Annotated in this window: 18 protein-coding genes; 4 read left to right on the forward strand and 14 right to left on the reverse strand. The window is 42.0% G+C overall.

The annotated features are described in order from the left end of the window. The first annotated feature begins 6 nt into the window (after positions 1 to 6). Positions 7 to 198 carry a hypothetical protein gene (locus ACRRMM_RS05445; protein WP_052320290.1) on the forward strand — a complete coding sequence of 64 codons (192 nt, stop codon included), beginning with the start codon at positions 7 to 9 and terminating at the stop codon, positions 196 to 198. Positions 199 to 211: 13 nt separating this feature from the next. Here ACRRMM_RS05445 and ACRRMM_RS05450 read toward each other — a convergent pair whose 3' ends face one another. The 8 genes from ACRRMM_RS05450 to ACRRMM_RS05485 all read right to left on the reverse strand — a co-directional run bounded on the left by ACRRMM_RS05450 (position 212) and on the right by ACRRMM_RS05485 (position 8325). Then, the gene (locus ACRRMM_RS05450) at positions 212 to 1120 is read right to left on the reverse strand and encodes a DMT family transporter (RefSeq protein WP_039167701.1); all 909 of its coding nucleotides are present in this window, start codon (positions 1118 to 1120) and stop codon (positions 212 to 214) included. Positions 1121 to 1450: 330 nt separating this feature from the next. Then, the gene (locus ACRRMM_RS05455; protein ID WP_428828948.1) at positions 1451 to 2173 is read right to left on the reverse strand and encodes a LutC/YkgG family protein; all 723 of its coding nucleotides are present in this window, start codon (positions 2171 to 2173) and stop codon (positions 1451 to 1453) included. Continuing rightward, entirely contained in the window at positions 2170 to 3594 is a 1425-nt protein-coding gene (locus ACRRMM_RS05460; RefSeq protein ID WP_060781072.1) for a LutB/LldF family L-lactate oxidation iron-sulfur protein, read from the reverse strand. Before ACRRMM_RS05460 ends, ACRRMM_RS05455 begins: the two co-directional genes overlap by 4 nt. Positions 3595 to 3615: 21 nt before the next feature. Then, positions 3616 to 4332, reverse strand: a complete 717-nt coding sequence (locus ACRRMM_RS05465; protein WP_144740177.1) for a (Fe-S)-binding protein — start codon at positions 4330 to 4332, stop codon at positions 3616 to 3618. 247 nt (positions 4333 to 4579) lie between these two features. Further along, the gene (locus ACRRMM_RS05470) at positions 4580 to 6118 is read right to left on the reverse strand and encodes a M48 family metallopeptidase (RefSeq protein WP_428828947.1); all 1539 of its coding nucleotides are present in this window, start codon (positions 6116 to 6118) and stop codon (positions 4580 to 4582) included. A gap of 284 nt (positions 6119 to 6402) precedes the next feature. Further along, positions 6403 to 7254: an SDR family oxidoreductase gene (locus ACRRMM_RS05475; RefSeq protein WP_008343941.1), complete on the reverse strand. Its 852-nt coding sequence runs from the start codon at positions 7252 to 7254 to the stop codon at positions 6403 to 6405. Positions 7255 to 7389: 135 nt separating this feature from the next. Beyond that, entirely contained in the window at positions 7390 to 7803 is a 414-nt protein-coding gene (locus tag ACRRMM_RS05480) for an Rrf2 family transcriptional regulator (protein ID WP_035700902.1), read from the reverse strand. 48 nt (positions 7804 to 7851) lie between these two features. After that, a complete protein-coding gene (locus tag ACRRMM_RS05485) occupies positions 7852 to 8325 on the reverse strand; it encodes a VOC family protein (RefSeq protein WP_051626170.1) in 474 nt (157 codons plus the stop codon). A 159-nt stretch (positions 8326 to 8484) separates the two neighbouring features. On the opposite strand from ACRRMM_RS05485, the gene ACRRMM_RS05490 reads away from it, so the two are divergent. Beyond that, positions 8485 to 8928, forward strand: coding sequence for a DUF2188 domain-containing protein (locus ACRRMM_RS05490; RefSeq protein ID WP_098680466.1), 444 nt, complete (start codon positions 8485 to 8487; stop codon positions 8926 to 8928). Positions 8929 to 8956: 28 nt separating this feature from the next. On the opposite strand, the gene ACRRMM_RS05495 is transcribed toward ACRRMM_RS05490, so the two are convergent. Further along, positions 8957 to 9805: a Ku protein gene (locus ACRRMM_RS05495; RefSeq protein ID WP_007499384.1), complete on the reverse strand. Its 849-nt coding sequence runs from the start codon at positions 9803 to 9805 to the stop codon at positions 8957 to 8959. 115 nt (positions 9806 to 9920) lie between these two features. Here ACRRMM_RS05495 and ACRRMM_RS05500 point away from each other — a divergent pair, with 115 nt between their 5' ends. Further along, a complete protein-coding gene (locus ACRRMM_RS05500; RefSeq protein WP_057079497.1) occupies positions 9921 to 11786 on the forward strand; it encodes a DNA ligase D in 1866 nt (621 codons plus the stop codon). A gap of 34 nt (positions 11787 to 11820) precedes the next feature. Continuing rightward, positions 11821 to 12516 (forward strand): YoaK family protein, encoded by a 696-nt coding sequence (locus tag ACRRMM_RS05505; RefSeq protein ID WP_008343947.1) that lies wholly within the window; start codon positions 11821 to 11823, stop codon positions 12514 to 12516. A gap of 39 nt (positions 12517 to 12555) precedes the next feature. Here ACRRMM_RS05505 and ACRRMM_RS05510 read toward each other — a convergent pair whose 3' ends face one another. The 5 genes from ACRRMM_RS05510 to ACRRMM_RS05530 form a co-directional block, all read right to left on the reverse strand. After that, the gene (locus ACRRMM_RS05510; protein WP_008343948.1) at positions 12556 to 12777 is read right to left on the reverse strand and encodes a hypothetical protein; all 222 of its coding nucleotides are present in this window, start codon (positions 12775 to 12777) and stop codon (positions 12556 to 12558) included. A 462-nt stretch (positions 12778 to 13239) separates the two neighbouring features. Next, entirely contained in the window at positions 13240 to 14352 is a 1113-nt protein-coding gene (locus tag ACRRMM_RS05515; RefSeq protein WP_035391960.1) for a tetratricopeptide repeat protein, read from the reverse strand. Between the two features lie 244 nt (positions 14353 to 14596). Continuing rightward, the gene (locus tag ACRRMM_RS05520) at positions 14597 to 16093 is read right to left on the reverse strand and encodes a BclA C-terminal domain-containing protein (protein WP_432450803.1); all 1497 of its coding nucleotides are present in this window, start codon (positions 16091 to 16093) and stop codon (positions 14597 to 14599) included. A gap of 44 nt (positions 16094 to 16137) precedes the next feature. After that, positions 16138 to 16482: a DUF3992 domain-containing protein gene (locus ACRRMM_RS05525; protein ID WP_008343952.1), complete on the reverse strand. Its 345-nt coding sequence runs from the start codon at positions 16480 to 16482 to the stop codon at positions 16138 to 16140. Positions 16483 to 16556: 74 nt separating this feature from the next. Beyond that, entirely contained in the window at positions 16557 to 17210 is a 654-nt protein-coding gene (locus ACRRMM_RS05530) for a CotZ-related putative spore coat protein (RefSeq protein WP_017367305.1), read from the reverse strand. Positions 17211 to 17448 lie beyond the last annotated feature (238 nt).

Genomic DNA, 17448 nt, shown 5'->3' on the forward strand with positions numbered 1-17448 from the left:
TTACACATGCCTAATGAAGCGAATACTGCATTCAACATTGGGGATATCGTATTCCAAGTATTTTCTCTTCTATTCATTGCGTTGATCGTGACCATCATTGTGATTGCCATTCGAATGATAAGAAGAAAACAAGTGGAATTGAAGACAGTCGAGGCTAGATTAAACAAAGTAATTGAAAAAAATCATTTAAAAGAGTGAAAAAATCCGGGAGTTAACCGGATTTTTTTGTTTTCATCACGATTCCTTGTCGCTGCTGCATCAAAAAGAAAAAGACACCTAAAAGGACAAGAAGACCACCGAACATTTGTAGCAGCGTGACTTTCTCTCCAAGCAGTAAAACAGCGAGTATCGTTGCCCCAACAGGTTCGCCTAGAATACTCATTGAAATAGTTGTCGCATTCACATAGGTTAACAGCCAGTTGTTAATGACATGGGACATGGTAGGGATAATGGCGAGCAGTAAGAAAATCCCCCATTCTTTACCCGAATAGCCTACAAAAGGCGTTTGCTGTATAAGGTTAAATAAAATTAAAAAAAGGCCGGCAAAACCAAATACACAAAAACTATAAATCCAATGAGATATCTTTCTCACAGCTTGTTGACCGATTAATAAATAACAAACAACAGCGATTACACTGAAAAAGGATAAAATGTCTCCTATAATGGCGTCTTGGCTATGTCCGACATCCCCCCATCCAATCATGAGCGCACCAACAATCGCCGCACACATTGTGAAAATGGCTGACTTCGTTGTTCGTTCACGAAAAATGAGAAATCCGCCTAATAATGACACCATCGGTTGAAGTGCAATGATGATTGTAGAGCTCGCCACTGTGGTGAGCTTCAATGAGCCGAACCACAAAACAAAATGGAGCCCTAAAAAGAAACCTGACATACATAAGAAAAACCAGTCTCTCCGCTTTAACGAGACAAACTCTTTTTGACGCGGCAGAATAAAGGGAAGCATCAAAACCGCCGCAAATATCATTCGATACATACTTAAAATAGCAGCAGGCGCACTTGACCACTTCACAATAATGGCCGAAAACGAAATCGCAATGATGGAGATCACAAGCGGCACCGCAATCGACTTCTTTGGAGCATTTGTCTTCATTTCCATTAGCAGCTTCCTTTACATCAGCAGTAGATGAGCTTCTCATCTTGTATGACGTCATCTTACTATGACTATTCGCCTAGAGGCAAGATGAATTTTAAGAATGTTTACATAAAAAAGGCTTTCTTCACGAAAGCCCCAGATTGTTGACAAAGGGCTAAAATGAACTTTATTTTAGCCCTTTGTTTTCTTTTCAGCGTGATAGAAAACCTTTGCAGCCCTAGGAAGGACGAGCATCGGAGCGGAGCGAATTTAACATTCGTGAGCACCGAAGCGCAGGACTGACACCGAATGCGAGGGTTTGCCTACACGCTGAAGCTTTCTTCACGAAAGCCCTCATTCATCATCTATTAATACATACACAGCCCGCACCGGCCCATGAACACCAACGACTAAATTCATTTCAATATCGGCAGAATTACTTGGACCTGATATAAAATGAATGGCGCCTTTCGTCTGCTCTCCTTCTTCTACTAGGCGATGAAGAGCTGAAACAGCATGAATCATCCGCGGGACAATTGTGCTTTTTTCAATACATACGATATACATCATCGGTAAAAAATGAAGTGCTCTCCCTTGACCTTGATGGGAGGAAAGAACAACGGTTCCGGATTCTGCAAGTGTGTAATCGCTGAATACCAATGCATATTTCGCTTGTTCTGCCTGCCTTATATTTTCTTCTCTTGATGTATCTGCATTCCAGCTAGTGACTGAGATTCCTTCTTTCCGCAAGGCTTGAAACATAGGATGACATTCATATTGTGCAAAACGTCTATCGCTCGAAGTCATCACAGGACCTTCTCCATACTCTTTCATCAATAATCGTAACGTTGAGGCTGCTTCTTTCGGCGTTGTTTCTACCACTCTCGTATGAATTTGCTGACATTGCACCTTCAATTGCTCTACCAATTCTTCTTTCGACAGACCTTCATTTGTTTCCCAATTGACTCGATGCTTCCAAACCGGACGCCGAATAGATGCAGGCTTGGAGGAGCTTTTGCCTAATTGTTGCTGGATATGTGCTAAAAATGAATCCCGATGAGAAATGGTTCCTTTCATTGCCGCTCCTCCTTTTGTTTCTTTTTAAACCAATCCCGAAACCTTTCTTTGCTTGGCGCTGGGAGGTCACGAATTTCTGTCCAATTCTTTAAAGGACCCGCACCTTTTGAAATCTGTCCGTTTGAAGTCATACGTTTCAAGAGCACAGGGGCTGCTTTTGTGCCAAATCGATACATTCTAGGAGTGGATGCGCCCATTCCGAACATTTTCATTGCCATCATTTCCGCTTTAGGCGCTCTCCCCTCTTTTTCAACGATGACTTGTCGATGTTTGATTAATAATTCGTGAAGTGGAATTTTCACTGGACAAGCATCTGTACAGGCTGCGCACAAACTTGAGGCGAAAGGAAGCTCTTGGTAGTCGTCATATCCTCCAAGTAGCGGCGAAAGAACAGCACCAATCGGACCCGGGTAAATTGATCCGTACGAATGACCGCCAACATGCCGATAAACGGGGCACACATTGATACAGGCTGCACACCGAATACATTGCAAAACTGGCTGAAATTCCGTCCCTAATATGTTTGACCGTCCGTTATCCACAATGACCAAATGAAACTCTTCTGGCCCATCAACTTCTTCTTCTCCTTTTGGCCCCACGACAGAGATATAGCTTGTTAACTTTTGACCTACTGCGCTTCTGCACAATAGACCGACAAGGACATCGAGCTCCTCCATCGTTGGTACAAGCCGCTCCATCCCCATGACTGCGATATGTGTCTTTGGAATGGACGTGACAAGATCCGCATTCCCTTCATTCGTCACAAGACAAATCGATCCTGTGTCAGCCACAGCAAAGTTACAGCCCGTCACACCAATGTCTGCTTCAAGAAATTTTTCTCGTAACAAAGCTCTTACAAATTTGGTCATTTCTTCAGGAGTCTCTGACATATCATATCCAAGCTTTTCGTGAAAAACTTCCCGTATTTGTTCTTTCGTCATATGAAGGGCTGGTGCCACGATATGTGAAGGTGGTTCATGGTCATCAACTTGAAGAATATATTCTCCAAGATCGCTTTCAACTACCTCGCAGCCAATCTCTTCTAGCGCTTGATTCATTTCAATTTCTTCTGTGACCATTGATTTTGATTTCACGATCTTTTTTGCTGCTTTTTTTTGTGCTACATCTTGAATGTACGCCGATGCCTCTTCCTTTGTTTTTGCAAAAAACACATGACCTCCACGTCTACTCACGCTCTCACTTAATTGATATAAATAGTCATCAAGATGGGCCAGTGTATGCTGCCTGATGTCCTCTCCAAGTTCACGCCACTTTTCCCAGTTTCCAAGCTCTTCACTTGCAGTCATCCGTCTTTTATACAGACGCTCTTGTGCAGAGGAAACAGCTCCTCTCATCACAGCGTCTTCTAATCCTTCGCCGATCCGCTCTTTAAAAGCCTTCTCTCCAATTTTCATACTCATGTGCCGTTCCCCCTCTTAGCTTCAGCGGCTATTCAACACTTCTGCGATATGCATCACTTTGACAGGCTTATGAAGACGATTCAGTCTTCCTCCGATATTCAGCAGACATCCACAGTCAGCACCAATGATATATTCAGCGCCTGTCTCCTCTATGCTTTGTACTTTTTCATCAACCATCTGCTCAGAAATGGGTGTCATTTTGATTGAAAAAGTTCCTCCAAATCCGCAGCAATTTTCAGCGCGAGGCAATGGTTCCATCACTAAATCTTTGACATTTGACAACAGTGTGAAAGGCGCTTCCTTAATTCTAAGCAGTCTCGTCATATGGCAGGAGGTATGATAGGTGGCTTTTCCTTTCAAACTCGCACCTACATCTGTTACATGTAATATATCAACAATAAATTCCGTTAATTCATATGTTTTCGCAGCAAGTGCCTGAGCACGGGCGAACCACGCTCGGTCTTCTTTAAAAAGGTGCGGATATTCTAAAAACATGGCCTTACAAGAACCTGATGGTGTGACGACATATTCAGCTGATTCAAAGGCTTTCATCATATTTTTGGCCGCTTTGATTGTTTCTTTTGTATAGCCGCTGTTAAAGGCAGACTGCCCGCAACACACTTGTGCTTCAGGGAATTCTACTTCAACACCGAGCCGCTCTAACACCTCAACAGTCGCCTTTCCTACATGTGGCTGCATCGTGTCAATGATACAGGTGACAAATAAACTGACTCTCATCGGCGAACTTCCTTTCTTTTGCTGCACCTTGATTTATGTCTGGTCATCTGATGACTAAATAATGACCCTTCATTTCATTTTAATCCCAAATTTCTGAAATTTCAACGAACGGATTTGTTTAAAATTTGGATATCGTGCTTGTGAAGGTACATGAAAAAAACGCCATTTTTACAGGGCGTTTGAGAACATTCATGTTTTTATTTCTTCATACTACCGAAGGAAGTGTCGTCATTCACACAAACCGCCTTCACTTCATGATTTTCTTTATGTGATGAATTCGTTTTTCAAAAGAAGGATGACTTTCACGCCATTCAGATTTTCTTCCGTCATCTCCATCTTCTTCAATCAAATGACTTAATTTTATCAAAGTATTGAGATATAGAGTTTGATTCTCAAGATGGTGAACAGCAAAGCGATCCGCCTGAATCTCAAATAACCGACTCATTTTCTTTGGCAACCACTCCGTCATAAATATCATGATCAATATCCCTGCTGGGAACAACAAAATATATTGCCACCAACCATTGGCAAGCATCACCTGTCTGGCATAATACATAATGATTCCCATAAGTAAGGTGACAATCACAGTGAGGTAAATGGTGAAATGCGCATGTTTTAATTTTACATGTCCCATTTCGTGGAATAAGATCGCACGAATTTCCTCTGTATCAAACTTATCTAATAACCCTTCCGTCACATATAGATTGACTTTTCTTCTAAATGGAAGTTGAAATGAATATATCCAGGCATTCACATCATGTCGTGAGTCTTTTTTTACCCATATTTTTACCTTTTGGTTCGTTTGATGCTCAATATCTGTGCAAATATTTATGAATTCGTCCGTCCGTAAGACTTCATACTTATTTATCATTTTTTGAATGAATGAGTAACCCATAATAAATAAGATGACTAGGGCGAAATACCAAGCACAAAATAGAAAAAGGTGATCCATAACCTTCGCTTGAAACGCCAAAGGCATGACTAAATAAGAGCCGAAATATATCAAGGATAATGTGATAGCACCAAATAAAACGGCTTGCTCCCTAACGTTCAGGAAGAATGAATTTCCTAAAGTGTCTTCATTTTCTCCTAATACATCAGAAGAATCTTTTGTCACATACTCAAATGAATAAGCTGTCAATAAGACTGACAGGAAACTAGGCACAAGTATAGAGAGAATCATACTCAACACATAAGATCCTGTAACTGATAGCACGTATCCCATTAAAAAATAATAATTTAATCCCAAGGGAAGAAAAATGGCTAGAACAAAGGGAATGAATAATGTGAATAGGTTTTTCATCGATTCATGAAGGTTAAATAGGAAAAATAACAAAGCGGGCAAAAGAATTCCCATTAAAGTCATGAATGTAACAAATGCGATGCTATACTTAAAGTTTGTGTTGATCTTAGTTGTTTCTGTTAGATTCGTTAGATTGTATGTAGAAAAGAAGGGATTTTGCGTTACCTGTTCCATCATGATCGTATCATCATGGATAGGTACAAAGCCTTTTCTTAGAAAAACCAATGCCTTATCATTCATTATTTTGTTTGTTTCAATCATACTGATTCCATTCGCAGATGGGATCTGTGTGAGATTTATGTACTTTCCACTTAATTGAAGGGATGCTTCTGATGGGCCATTGAAAGAACCGTCTTGATAGGTTAATAAAACGTCACCCTGATATAGCGAATGAGCGACGAATACTTTTGGGTTGCTTTCTTTGTTCGAATCAAGTAAAACAAATGGTGAAACAACAGCTGAACGAAAACCGAGTTCAATCATAATGACGATGATTGTGATCATACTGGCAGTCAAATAAGAGAGGAAGGCTTTGCGTAACATGTCATCACATCCTGCTGTTTAATAGGATTAAAACAAAATGAATATCTTGAATAATGTATTTCATAATAAAGTAAGCGTCATTCATTTGCTGGAATCATCTCATAAAATTCTAACATCTACATACAAGAATATGTACGACAAAATGGACATTACACCTATATTTTCAAAAGAATGGCTCAATGAGGATAGAAAAAACGCCCTTTTTACAGGGCGTTTTTACATGTTTAGTTTGACATCATTTCTCGTATTCTATCTTCAATAGGTGTTAAAGAGCGGCCTAATAGTTTTTCGAAATCATGGCTTTCGACTGCTAATGCCCCATCGCGGATTCCGCTTTGCATCGCTTTGACAAATGGAACAGCTTCTTTCGGTACACCATTTGACGCTAAAAATTCTCCAAATGTATCTACATCCATGTGCTCTACTTTGATTTCTTTCCCGCTCACTTTGCTGACCATTTGTGCAAGTTCAGTGTGTGTGCGAAGCGGTCCTGACAATTCATAGATTTCCTGATCATGTGCCGGCAGTGTTAACGCATTTGCTGCTGCTTCTGCATAGTCATTTCTTGTTGCCCAGCCGACTTTACCTTCACCAATTGGGCTGATAAACGGCGCTCCGTTCACTGATGCCAGAATCGTATCTTTTTCATTTTCCACATACCAATTGTTTCTTAGAAAAACATGAGGTATGCCAGAGGCCAAAATTGCTTCTTCTGTTTTTGCATGGTCATGTGCTAGGTTAAGCTGACTTTCTCTTGCATTGACAACACTTGTATAAGCAATAAATGACACATTCGCTGCTTTCGCTGCTTGGATGGCATTGATATGCTGCTTCACGCGATCTCCATCCCCAGACGAAATGATCAAAAGGCGATCAATCCCTTGAAACGCTGATTGAAGTGTATCCGGCTGTGTGAAGTCTCCCTTGCGCACATCCACCCCAGCTTCCTTTAGATGAACTGCTTTTTGCGGATCTCGAACACTGACCGCCAATTGTTCAGCTGGTACTTTTGCGAGCAAATGTTTGACGACGAGCGATCCAAGTTGTCCTGTTGCACCTGTCACTAATAATGTCATTGATTTGACCTCCTCATTTTTCGTTCAACGGTGATGTTTCATGTATGAAGCAGCTGGTTTCTTGCATCAGATCATTCGTTATAATCGAAATGGTTACAACGAAGGGGTAAAAAAAGCTCTATGTATGAGCTTTTTCTACTCCGCCTCGATTAATAATTGCTTAATTGTCACTTGTTTAAGGTGATGCTCAAGTGCGGACTGTGCTTCTTTAAGTTCTTGCCGCAGTCTCGTATCCATGGCTTGACCAATTGGACATGCAATGACTGGTTGATGAAAGTTAAATAACTCTTCATCTTCGCTTACATCCACAGCCCGGTACACATCTAGTAGAGTAATGTCCTCTGCCGGCCTTTTTAAAGAAGCACCGCCAACTCCTCGGCGAATCTCAATGAGATCCGCCTTTTTGAGCATAGCCATCATTTTTCTGATAATGACTGGATTTGAATTAACACTTTCTGCAATAAAATCCCCTGTGCACTCTTTTGAAACACCCGCAATAAAAGACAAGATATGAACAGCAATGGTATATCTGCTGCTAATTTGTTTCACATTCCTTCACCACCGTTGTAATCAATATAGTTACAATAAGCGGTTTTGTCAATCAATAAACGGATGTTTCTTTCTTTCCCAATCTTCAAATGTCATCATCTCATGATGTTCTCCTGCATCGATTTCAAGCGGTGCAATGCATTCAAGCAAATTGCCATCTGGGTCAAGAAAGTAAATCGCGGCATGAAATTGTGGCGGATTATCAAGTACTAAAGGCTGTTGCTCTTCCGAAAAGCCAAACATCGGATGTATGCTGATCCCTTTTTCTATCAGCCATTCTTTGATCTGCTCAATGCTGGATGTTTCTATTTGGAACGCAACATGTCGAGTGGCTGGATGATATGGAATAGTGGATATATCAGCCTTCCATAAGCCAAGCCAGCTCTTTCCTTTCTCAATCCATAGAAAAGCCACTCGTTCATTTTCATGAGCAAGTGTTAATTCCAATTTTTCATAAAAAGAAATGGATGCCTTCAAATCACTCACAGGTAAATGTGCTTCATACAAGCCTTTCATCATCATTTCAATCACTCCTTTACTATCTTCTATTGTGCAGGAATTGAAAACATTCTTCCTCAGCAAAACGATGTATTTCAACCAAGCCATTGGATTGAGATGGTTAAATGTTTGATCCATTGCATATGGGGGAAGGTGTTCAAATAAAAGAAAGGAGCGTTCAATATGCCTTGGACAATGGAAGATTATCCAGCTTCATTCCAATCACTAGACAAAGTCATTCGAAAAAAAGCACTTGAGATTTCCAACAAAATGGTGCAGGAAGGCTATGAAGAAGGTAGAGCGATTCCAATTGCGATCAATCAAGCGAAAGAGTGGAAAAAGAATGCGACGGAAAAAGAAATGGAGGACTTTCACTCTCATGGTTCTGTGACTCCTTCTAAGAAAAGCAGCTCTGCACGACCTGAGCTCATGGATCATGCGCAGCATGTCGTGAAACATGATGAAAGCTGGGCGGTTCAAACTGAAAAAGCGAAGCGTGCAAGTGAGGTAAAAGAAACGAAACAGGAAGCCATCGACCGCGCGAAAGAGATTTCATCTAAAAAAGGAACAGCAGTTGTCATCCACCGAACAGATGGGACGATTCAGGATGTGGTGAAGCCCAAATAAGACCGCCCTTTGGCGAGCGGTCTTTTCTTTATGCATTCTTTTCTTTTTTAGCGGGTGCTTTTCTTTTCTTAGGTGCTGCTTTTTTCGTTTTTTCTGGTTTTGATCGATCGATAGAAGCCTGCAAAGCGGCCATCAAATCAGTGACATTGGATGAAGCCTCTTTTTTACCTGTCGTTGCTGGTTGAACGGTATGTTCTCCAGAAATTTTGTCTCCAATGACATTCATCAGCTGCTCTCTGTATTCATCCCGATAAGCGGCTGGATCGAATGTGGTGGTCAGCTGCTCAATTAAAAGGAGTGCTGTATCTAACTCTTTCTTCACGATGTTTTCCTCTTGCGGGATATTGGGGACGTCTGATACTTGCCTAATTTCGTCAGGGAAATGAATGGTTTCCATTAGTAAAATATGTTCGTAGCACCTAACAATCGCTAATTGCTCCTTTGAGCGAATCATGATCTTGGCTACACCGATTTTCCCTGATTCTTGCAACGCTTTTCTTAATAATGAATAAGCCTTTGCTCCGCCGGTATCTGGAGATAGAAAATAACTTCTTTCATAATAGATGGGGTCGATTTCTTCTATCTTCACAAAATCAATAATTTCGACGGCTTTTTCTTCATTTTCTTTTCTCAGCCTTTCGAGTTCTTCCTCATCCAATTCAATGAATTTATTTTTGGCATACTCGTACGCTTTTACAATTTGCTCTGGCGCTACCTCCTCGCCGCAGTTAGCACAAACCTTTTTGTAGTTAATCGGCGTATGGCATTCTTTATGAAGCTGTCTTAATTTAATATCTTTGTTTTCTGTAGCGGTAAACAGCTTGACTGGAATATTCACCAGTCCAAAGCTAATGCCGCCCTTCCATACTGTATGCATCGTAACGCCTCCGTTCTTTTCTCCTTACTATGTAATGTTTTCATCAGAGTTATGTATGTTTATGAAAATTTCATCCCACCATAAGAACACATGATGTAAGGAAGTGAAAAACACAATGAAACCGATGCGTTTAACGTCTGCACATGGTATTCCTGTTGGAGCAGACTGGCTGTATGAATTAAAATATGACGGCTTCAGGGCCATTCTTATTTGGGAAAAAGACGCCATCCATTTAGAGAGCAGAGCGGGAAAACGATTAAACAAACAATTTCCTGAAGTCATTGAGCAGTGCCAGCAACTAACAAAGCAGCTTGCACCTATTTTACCGCTGACCCTAGATGGAGAATTGGTCTTTTTACTGAGTGAACAAGAAAGCGACTTTACTAAAGTTCAGCAAAGAGGCCGCCTGAAAAACACAGAAACCATTCAACGCCAGGCTAAGCGGTTTCCATGTCATTTGATTGCATTTGATCTATTGAGATGCAAAGGGAAATCCCTCGTTGATTTACCGCTGATTGAAAGAAAAGCTGAGCTGCATGAGGTGTTCCAAGCTGCAAATCTTCCTCCCTCCGTTCAGCTGAATCACCCCTCTCTTCTTCAAATCATCCAAACCGATAGCAGCCCTGATGACATGAAAAAAATCATGCTGACCTATTTAGCGGAAGGATTAGTTGCTAAAAAGAAAATGAGTAAATGGCAGGAGCATACCCGCTCGAAAGAATGGCTCAAAATCAAAAATTGGCGGTATGTATCTGTCATCGTGACTCGTTTTGATAAAGACAATGGCTATTTTCAAGGATGTCTTTATCAAGAAACGAATCTCTTAGAGGTTGTCCAATTTAAGCATGGTTTTTCTAAAGAAGAAGAACAAACCCTGCGCACCTTATTTCTAACCAAAGGTCAAATGACTGGAGCATCACATTATGAAATCCCACCATCCATTGTCGCAAAGATTGCCTGTATCTCTTTTGATGGATCAGCCTTACGAGAGCCCCGGTTTTCTTCGTTTTTATTCGCTGCAGATCCAGCAACGTGTACCTTTCAACACATGCTCAAACAGCTTTATCCGCTCCCAGCTTTGATTGACGTCACCCACCCAGAGAAACCGGTTGTACCTGCCCTTCATATCACAAAGGCAGATTACTTACTTTATTTGAGGCAAGCCGCTCCCTATTTATTGCCCTTTTTACGTGAAAGACGTCTTACGTTAATACGCTTTCCTCATGGCACTGGTGGAGAATCTTTTTATCAAAAGGCAACGCCCGATTATGCGCCTGATTTTGTTGAGACAGATCAAGCGCACGATATGTCTTACACAATCTGTAATGATCCTAATACGTTGCTTTGGCTTGGTAACCAGCTGGCGATGGAATTTCATATTCCTTTTGAAACGAGAGATACAGATCGGCCTGTAGAAATTGTATTTGATTTAGATCCGCCTTCTGTTAAAGAGTTTCACCTAGCAATAGAAGCAGCCAAACGAATCAAGGCCATTTTAGATGGACTCTTTCTCACCGCATTTATTAAAACAAGTGGTGGGAAAGGGCTACAAGTTTATATCCCATTGAAGAAAAATGCCTTCACATATGAACAAACTAGACAATTCACTGCGTTCATTTGCCAATTTTTATGCGAACAAGCACCCGAGCTGTTTACGCTAGAGCGTCTAAAGAAAAACCGCGGCAACCGTTTATATTTAGACTACCTTCAACATGATGCTGGAAAAACAATCATCGCCCCGTATTCCCCGAGAGGAAACGAGCTTGGACTTGTTGCAACACCGATTGAATGGGAAGAATTAAATAGCGAAGACTGTCACCCTTCTTTATTTACGATGCCGGCTGTTATGAAACGTCTAAAGGAAAAAGGCGATCCATTCCGGAAAATGAGGCACCATGTGAATGATGATTCTTTTCGACAAGTTTTATATCAGCTGCAGGACATGTTACCAGCTCATAAAATGGACATACGCGGTCATTAAGCGTTACACTTATTCATTAGATAGGAAGAAAGGGATGACTATTTTGACCGCACACTCAATACGAAACATTGCCCTGATGTTCTTATGTCTTACCGCAGGAATAGTGGATGTTATTGGCTATTTAAGCCTGGGGCATGTGTTTACAGCAAATATGACGGGAAATATTGTACTGCTTGGCATTGCAGCAGGCAGTTCATTGCAGTTAACCGCTCTTCATTCCATCACGGCACTTAGCGGATTTGTTCTAGGTGTTTTACTAGCTGTTGTCATAGGTGGAAAACAAGAAAAAACATTTTGGCCAAAAGCCGTTACACGCATCTTTATCATAGAAGTCATCATCTTGCTTCTATTTGCTCTTATGACCATTTTTCCTTATACGCAAGGTGCTTATTTTATGCTGATTATCCTTTTAAGTATGGCGATGGGCATGCAAACGGCGGCCGCACGCAAATTAAATGTCGCTGGCATTTCTACAACAGTTTTAACGAGTACACTTGCTAACTTATTTGAAGATTTGGCGCAGCGCTTATCAAATCGGGAAAAAAGAAAAGCCCCTATTCAACATGTGAGCTTGCTGCGAATCGGTTCTATTGTCTTTTACTGCCTAGGAGCTGCTTTAGCAGCATACACAGATGCGTACGATCCGTTTATCATCATTTGGCTGCCTATTTGCATCCTAGGGGTTATCGTGATCACAGCTACATTTAAGCACTTTCACCAATTGAAATAGCCAATCTTAGATGGCTATTTCAACCACTGTGATAAAACATTAATAACTTCTTACATAAAAACCAGGAGGACGCCCCATAATGAATGTGGAGCCATATGGAGAATATCCAGAAAACGTCCCGAACCCTCCATATCCAGGGTAACCTCCTAAGCCCGAGAATACGCCAGGGCTCACATAATACCCGCCAAAGCCAATATGAGGGCCCACTGCACCTCCGCTAAAACCGCCGCCATGAAAGCCTCCATATACCCGAGGATCCATACAATCACCTGCCTTCAACTTACACTTCATCTCATCATATGCGTGACAAATGGAGCGGTGTTCCCACTTTTGTAACAATTTCTATGTACTATAGACCAATTTGATGAAATTTGAATGAAAAGTCCTGCAAAAAATTAAATTAAGCAAAGAAAGGTGACCTTTTTAACTTGTTGCTCTGCCCTATATTTATTTAGAATAATGGAGCAGGTAACAAATTTGCACACCCCCTTTGTTGCGAATTCTTCTTATTAAACGTTCTTGCAGCGTTTAATAAGAAGAGCCTATTTTCACACATATAAAAAACCCTTGCTGATCATCATCAACAAGGGCGAGAAATGATTGGGTGATTAACCACCAATGATTTTTTCTGCTACTTCGAAAGAACCCGCTACATTTTCAGTTAAAACAGCCGCAGCGACCGCTAAACCCACAACGAATAATACTTTTAATCCTGTTTTCATCTTATATCAACCCCATTCTTTTCATATGTAAATCCGCTTCTAAACTTTTATTCAAGTAAAAAACAGACTGCTCATAAAGTGCTTGCTTTTCACAATACTTTGCAGCAAAGTGAGAAAGCTCTTTCACTTCATGATATTCATTCTTTTCTTCTAACTTTCTTAATTTCTCATTAATTTGCTGAAATCTTTGTGGCACATTCGTTAAGTAAAGATCATGTACGATGCCTATTTTGAGCTGAAACACTTCATGAGAAGCTTCTTTCATTCGGGCATATGCAGCATCTATATACTGACTTGCACGCTGCTTTTCACCAATCACACAGAGTTCCCGGCTGATCAGATACGTAGAATGGAAAAAGAAATCTGAATCATAATACTCTTGATGAGACAATGCTTTTTCAAGATGTCGTATAGATTCTTTCGGTTTATTCCAAAATGAATATAAAATGGCGACATTATGATGGTGCTGAGCCAGCATAAAATCATCCTGTTCGCTCGTCAACACCTCTTCCGCCAAACGATAATTCTCAAGCGCTTCTTCGTACCTGCCAATCTCTGTAAGGTTGGCTGCAATAAGAGAATATGAAAGTGCAGTTCTTCTTTCATAGTGCTTGTGACGTTTATAGACGTGTAGAGCCCTGCGAATATAACTTAATGAAAGCATGATATGACTCAGGCGATAGTAAAGCCACGCGACCTTAAAATCGAAATCAGCGCGTTCGATTTCACTTGGAATTTTATCTAAGAGCTTTTCCGCACTTTGATACATCTGTAATGCAACCTCATAATTCCCCTGATGCTGTTCATACACACCCTCATAAAAATCAAAATAGTAAGCAAGGCGATTAGACAAATCATCATCTTTTTTCCCATAATGGCCTTCTTTACTTTTCGTTGAAACATTGCCTTTTTGCCCTCTTAAATTGTACATCAGAATATGATGCCTTTTCTCAAGAAGAGAATAATACATGAGGATGTCAGCATCATCAATTTCCTCTACTGCTTGTTTCGCTTTAGCAAATAGCCGTTCTGCCTCATCTGCATGATCTTTTTTGATTTCCATGTTCCAGTCATTTAATAGTGATGCCAATTCCGCCACAGGAACTTTGCTCATTCTACACCCCCAATCACCTTCAGCTACACCACATGATTTCACTAAATATGGAACTTCTATTAGCAATTGCTAATTCGTCCATTTGACATCATTTTAATATGAATCACTTGAATCTTCAATAACCGATTCCTTTGTTATTGCGTTTCTTTCTCCTAGTCAATGATGCATACACTAAAAAATCCGTCTTTTTTCTATTAAAGGACACGGTTGAATTGAAAAAAAGCCCTTATTGGGCTTTTTGGATTTATTCCAATCTGATAATGGTTAATGCCGCTCCAACAGATCCCCCGCCAAGTAATACTACGGTTGCGACTAAACCGAATATTTGAAGAGAAATTTGATTCCCTGCTGCAAGTGTTGTAATGAGAGATACATTGTAGGTAGATGTAGATAAAGCAGGTGTTAAAATAGACCCTGCTATGGGGGTTCCGTTGTTAATTACTCTTGTTCCTGCCAGAAGTGCAGCGTTTGTATTTACTTGATACGTGATGAAATATCGTCCTGAAACAGGTACAGTAAACACCGTATTACCACCACTTACGGTAAATCCATCTAAACTTTGGTTATTAGGCAGCGTCACTGCCGTTCCGCCCAAAACAACCAGCACCGTACTTCCCGACGTATTGGATGCGTACATCGAGTTAGTTGTTAAACTAGTACCGGTTGGACCTGTGTCACCTGTGGCTCCGGTTGGACCAGTTACTCCTGTTGGACCTGTGGCACCAGTTGTGCCCGTTGCACCGGTTGAACCCGTGGCTCCAGTCGGGCCGGTTATTCCTGTTGAACCCGTGGCTCCCGTTGGGCCAGTTACTCCCGTTGGGCCAGTTACTCCCGTTGGACCCGTCGATCCCGTTGAGCCCGTGGCTCCCGTTAAACCCGTCGATCCCGTTGAGCCCGTGGCTCCCGTTGGACCGGTTATTCCTGTTGAACCCGTGGCTCCCGTTGGGCCAGTTACTCCCGTTGAGCCCGTGGCTCCCGTTGGACCAGTTATTCCTGTTGAACCCGTGGCTCCCGTTGGACCAGTGACTCCGGTTGAACCCGTGGCTCCCGTTGGACCAGTGACTCCGGTTGAACCCGTGGCTCCCGTTGGGCCAGTTACTCCCGTTGAACCCGTGGCTCCCGTTGGACCAGTGACTCCGGTTGAACCCGTGGCTCCCGTTGGGCCGGTTACTCCCGTTGGACCCGTGACTCCGGTTGAACCCGTGGCTCCCGTTGGACCAGTTATTCCTGTTGAACCCGTGGCTCCCGTTGGGCCGGTTACTCCCGTTGGACCCGTGACTCCGGTTGAACCCGTGGCTCCCGTTGGGCCAGTTACTCCCGTTGAACCCGTGGCTCCGGTTGAACCCGTGGCTCCCGTTGGGCCGGTTACTCCCGTTGGACCCGTGACTCCGGTTGAACCCGTGGCTCCCGTTGGACCAGTTATTCCTGTTGAACCCGTGGCTCCCGTTGGGCCGGTTACTCCCGTTGGACCCGTGACTCCGGTTGAACCCGTGGCTCCCGTTGGGCCAGTTACTCCCGTTGAACCCGTGGCTCCGGTTGAGCCGGTTACCCCCGTTGGACCAGTTACTCCGGATGAACCCGTGGCTCCCGTTGGGCCAGTTACTCCCGTTGAGCCCGTTGCACCGGTTGGACCAGTTACTCCGGATGAACCCGTGGCTCCCGTTGGGCCAGTTACTCCCGTTGAACCCGTGGCCCCGGTTGGACCAGTTATTCCTCCACACATATTAAGTTGGGCGCACATGTCTCTCACTACTTTCAAACTGTGGAATCATCAAGACATACACACTAATACTGATAATTGAGAGAAAACGAAACGACAATACTTCCAGTCGAGGTTCCACCAGTAGCTAAAATCCCAATTGAGTTCAGATCACTGAGCGTAATGGATCGACTCTCTCCTGGCGGTACCGTGAAATCAGGAACAGCTGTACCGTTTACCTCTAAAGCCACGGTAGGTGCCACAGCCACAATCCCATTGTTTTCCACCATGATGGTTCCGTTTATGACATAAGGTGTTCCATCTGTCCAGACGACAACTGCATCAGCTGCTGCTGCTAAATCAAGTGTGAAGCATACTGCATCATTTACAAAGCCCGCTTGTTCATTACTACATCCGCCTAAAATAGCCATTTTAACCCTCCTTCAACCTAATCTTGATAGACTATGATCCATTGATATTGGATGATTGTGCGATTATCACAGCTTCAAAGCTTTATTTTTCTTCTTTGCACCATGTTGATTTGCATGTCTAATCGTGCTTGCACACTTTCAGTTGATGGAGATTTCAAGATAAATTTCACATCTTTCACAGTAATCGCACGACTTTCTCCTTTTTGGACAAGAAGATCATAACAAAATGTACCAGTTTGAATCCTAATTGCGACTGGTACATCCTGATGATCTTGATGATGCAACACAACAGTTGCCGTATTGAGAAATTTTGTTCCATTCCGCCATACTTCCACCGAACTGGACGATGTGGAAAAACAAAGAAAGATGTGGTGAGATTCTATGTTTTTTAAAATAAGCGCATCATATACAGGAAGCTCTACTTCAATCATTCCACATAAAAAAGAAAGATCGACAAGAATTTTCGAACTAGATCGATACAAAACTTTTTGACAGCATGTTGATCTATTGCAGCACGGTACAAGAAGTTCCAACAGCACACAATTTTGCTTTTCATTGATAGAGCTCAAAGAAAAATAGCAAGTCTTAAACACACTTCTTTCAAAAAACACCCATGAGTAAAAAGGTTCCCCATCTTCCATGGTGAGCAAAAAGGGAGAACTCATCGAACGTTTGTGAGTAAAGCCTTCTAATTTTGTTTGATTGTTTATCTCTTTTAGTTTACTCATCAACAGGTTTGTCACTTACAATCAGCCCAATTCCATGCTGTATACATAACTATATGGTCTTTTATCATATGTGCCTTTGACTATTTTGTGCGCGATTGGATTAGATGATGAGCATAGCTTTTCATTTTTCAAGTTTCTCTATATAATATGAACAAGAACTTCCGTGCCTCAGTAGCTCTAGAAGGGAAGAGCGCCGTAAAACAATTGTAGCTGGCGGGTCGCAAGGCAAGGGTTTCAG

This window comes from Bacillus sp. XT-4 (assembly GCF_050864245.1).
In the GTDB taxonomy this organism is placed as follows: domain Bacteria; phylum Bacillota; class Bacilli; order Bacillales; family Bacillaceae; genus Bacillus; species Bacillus altitudinis.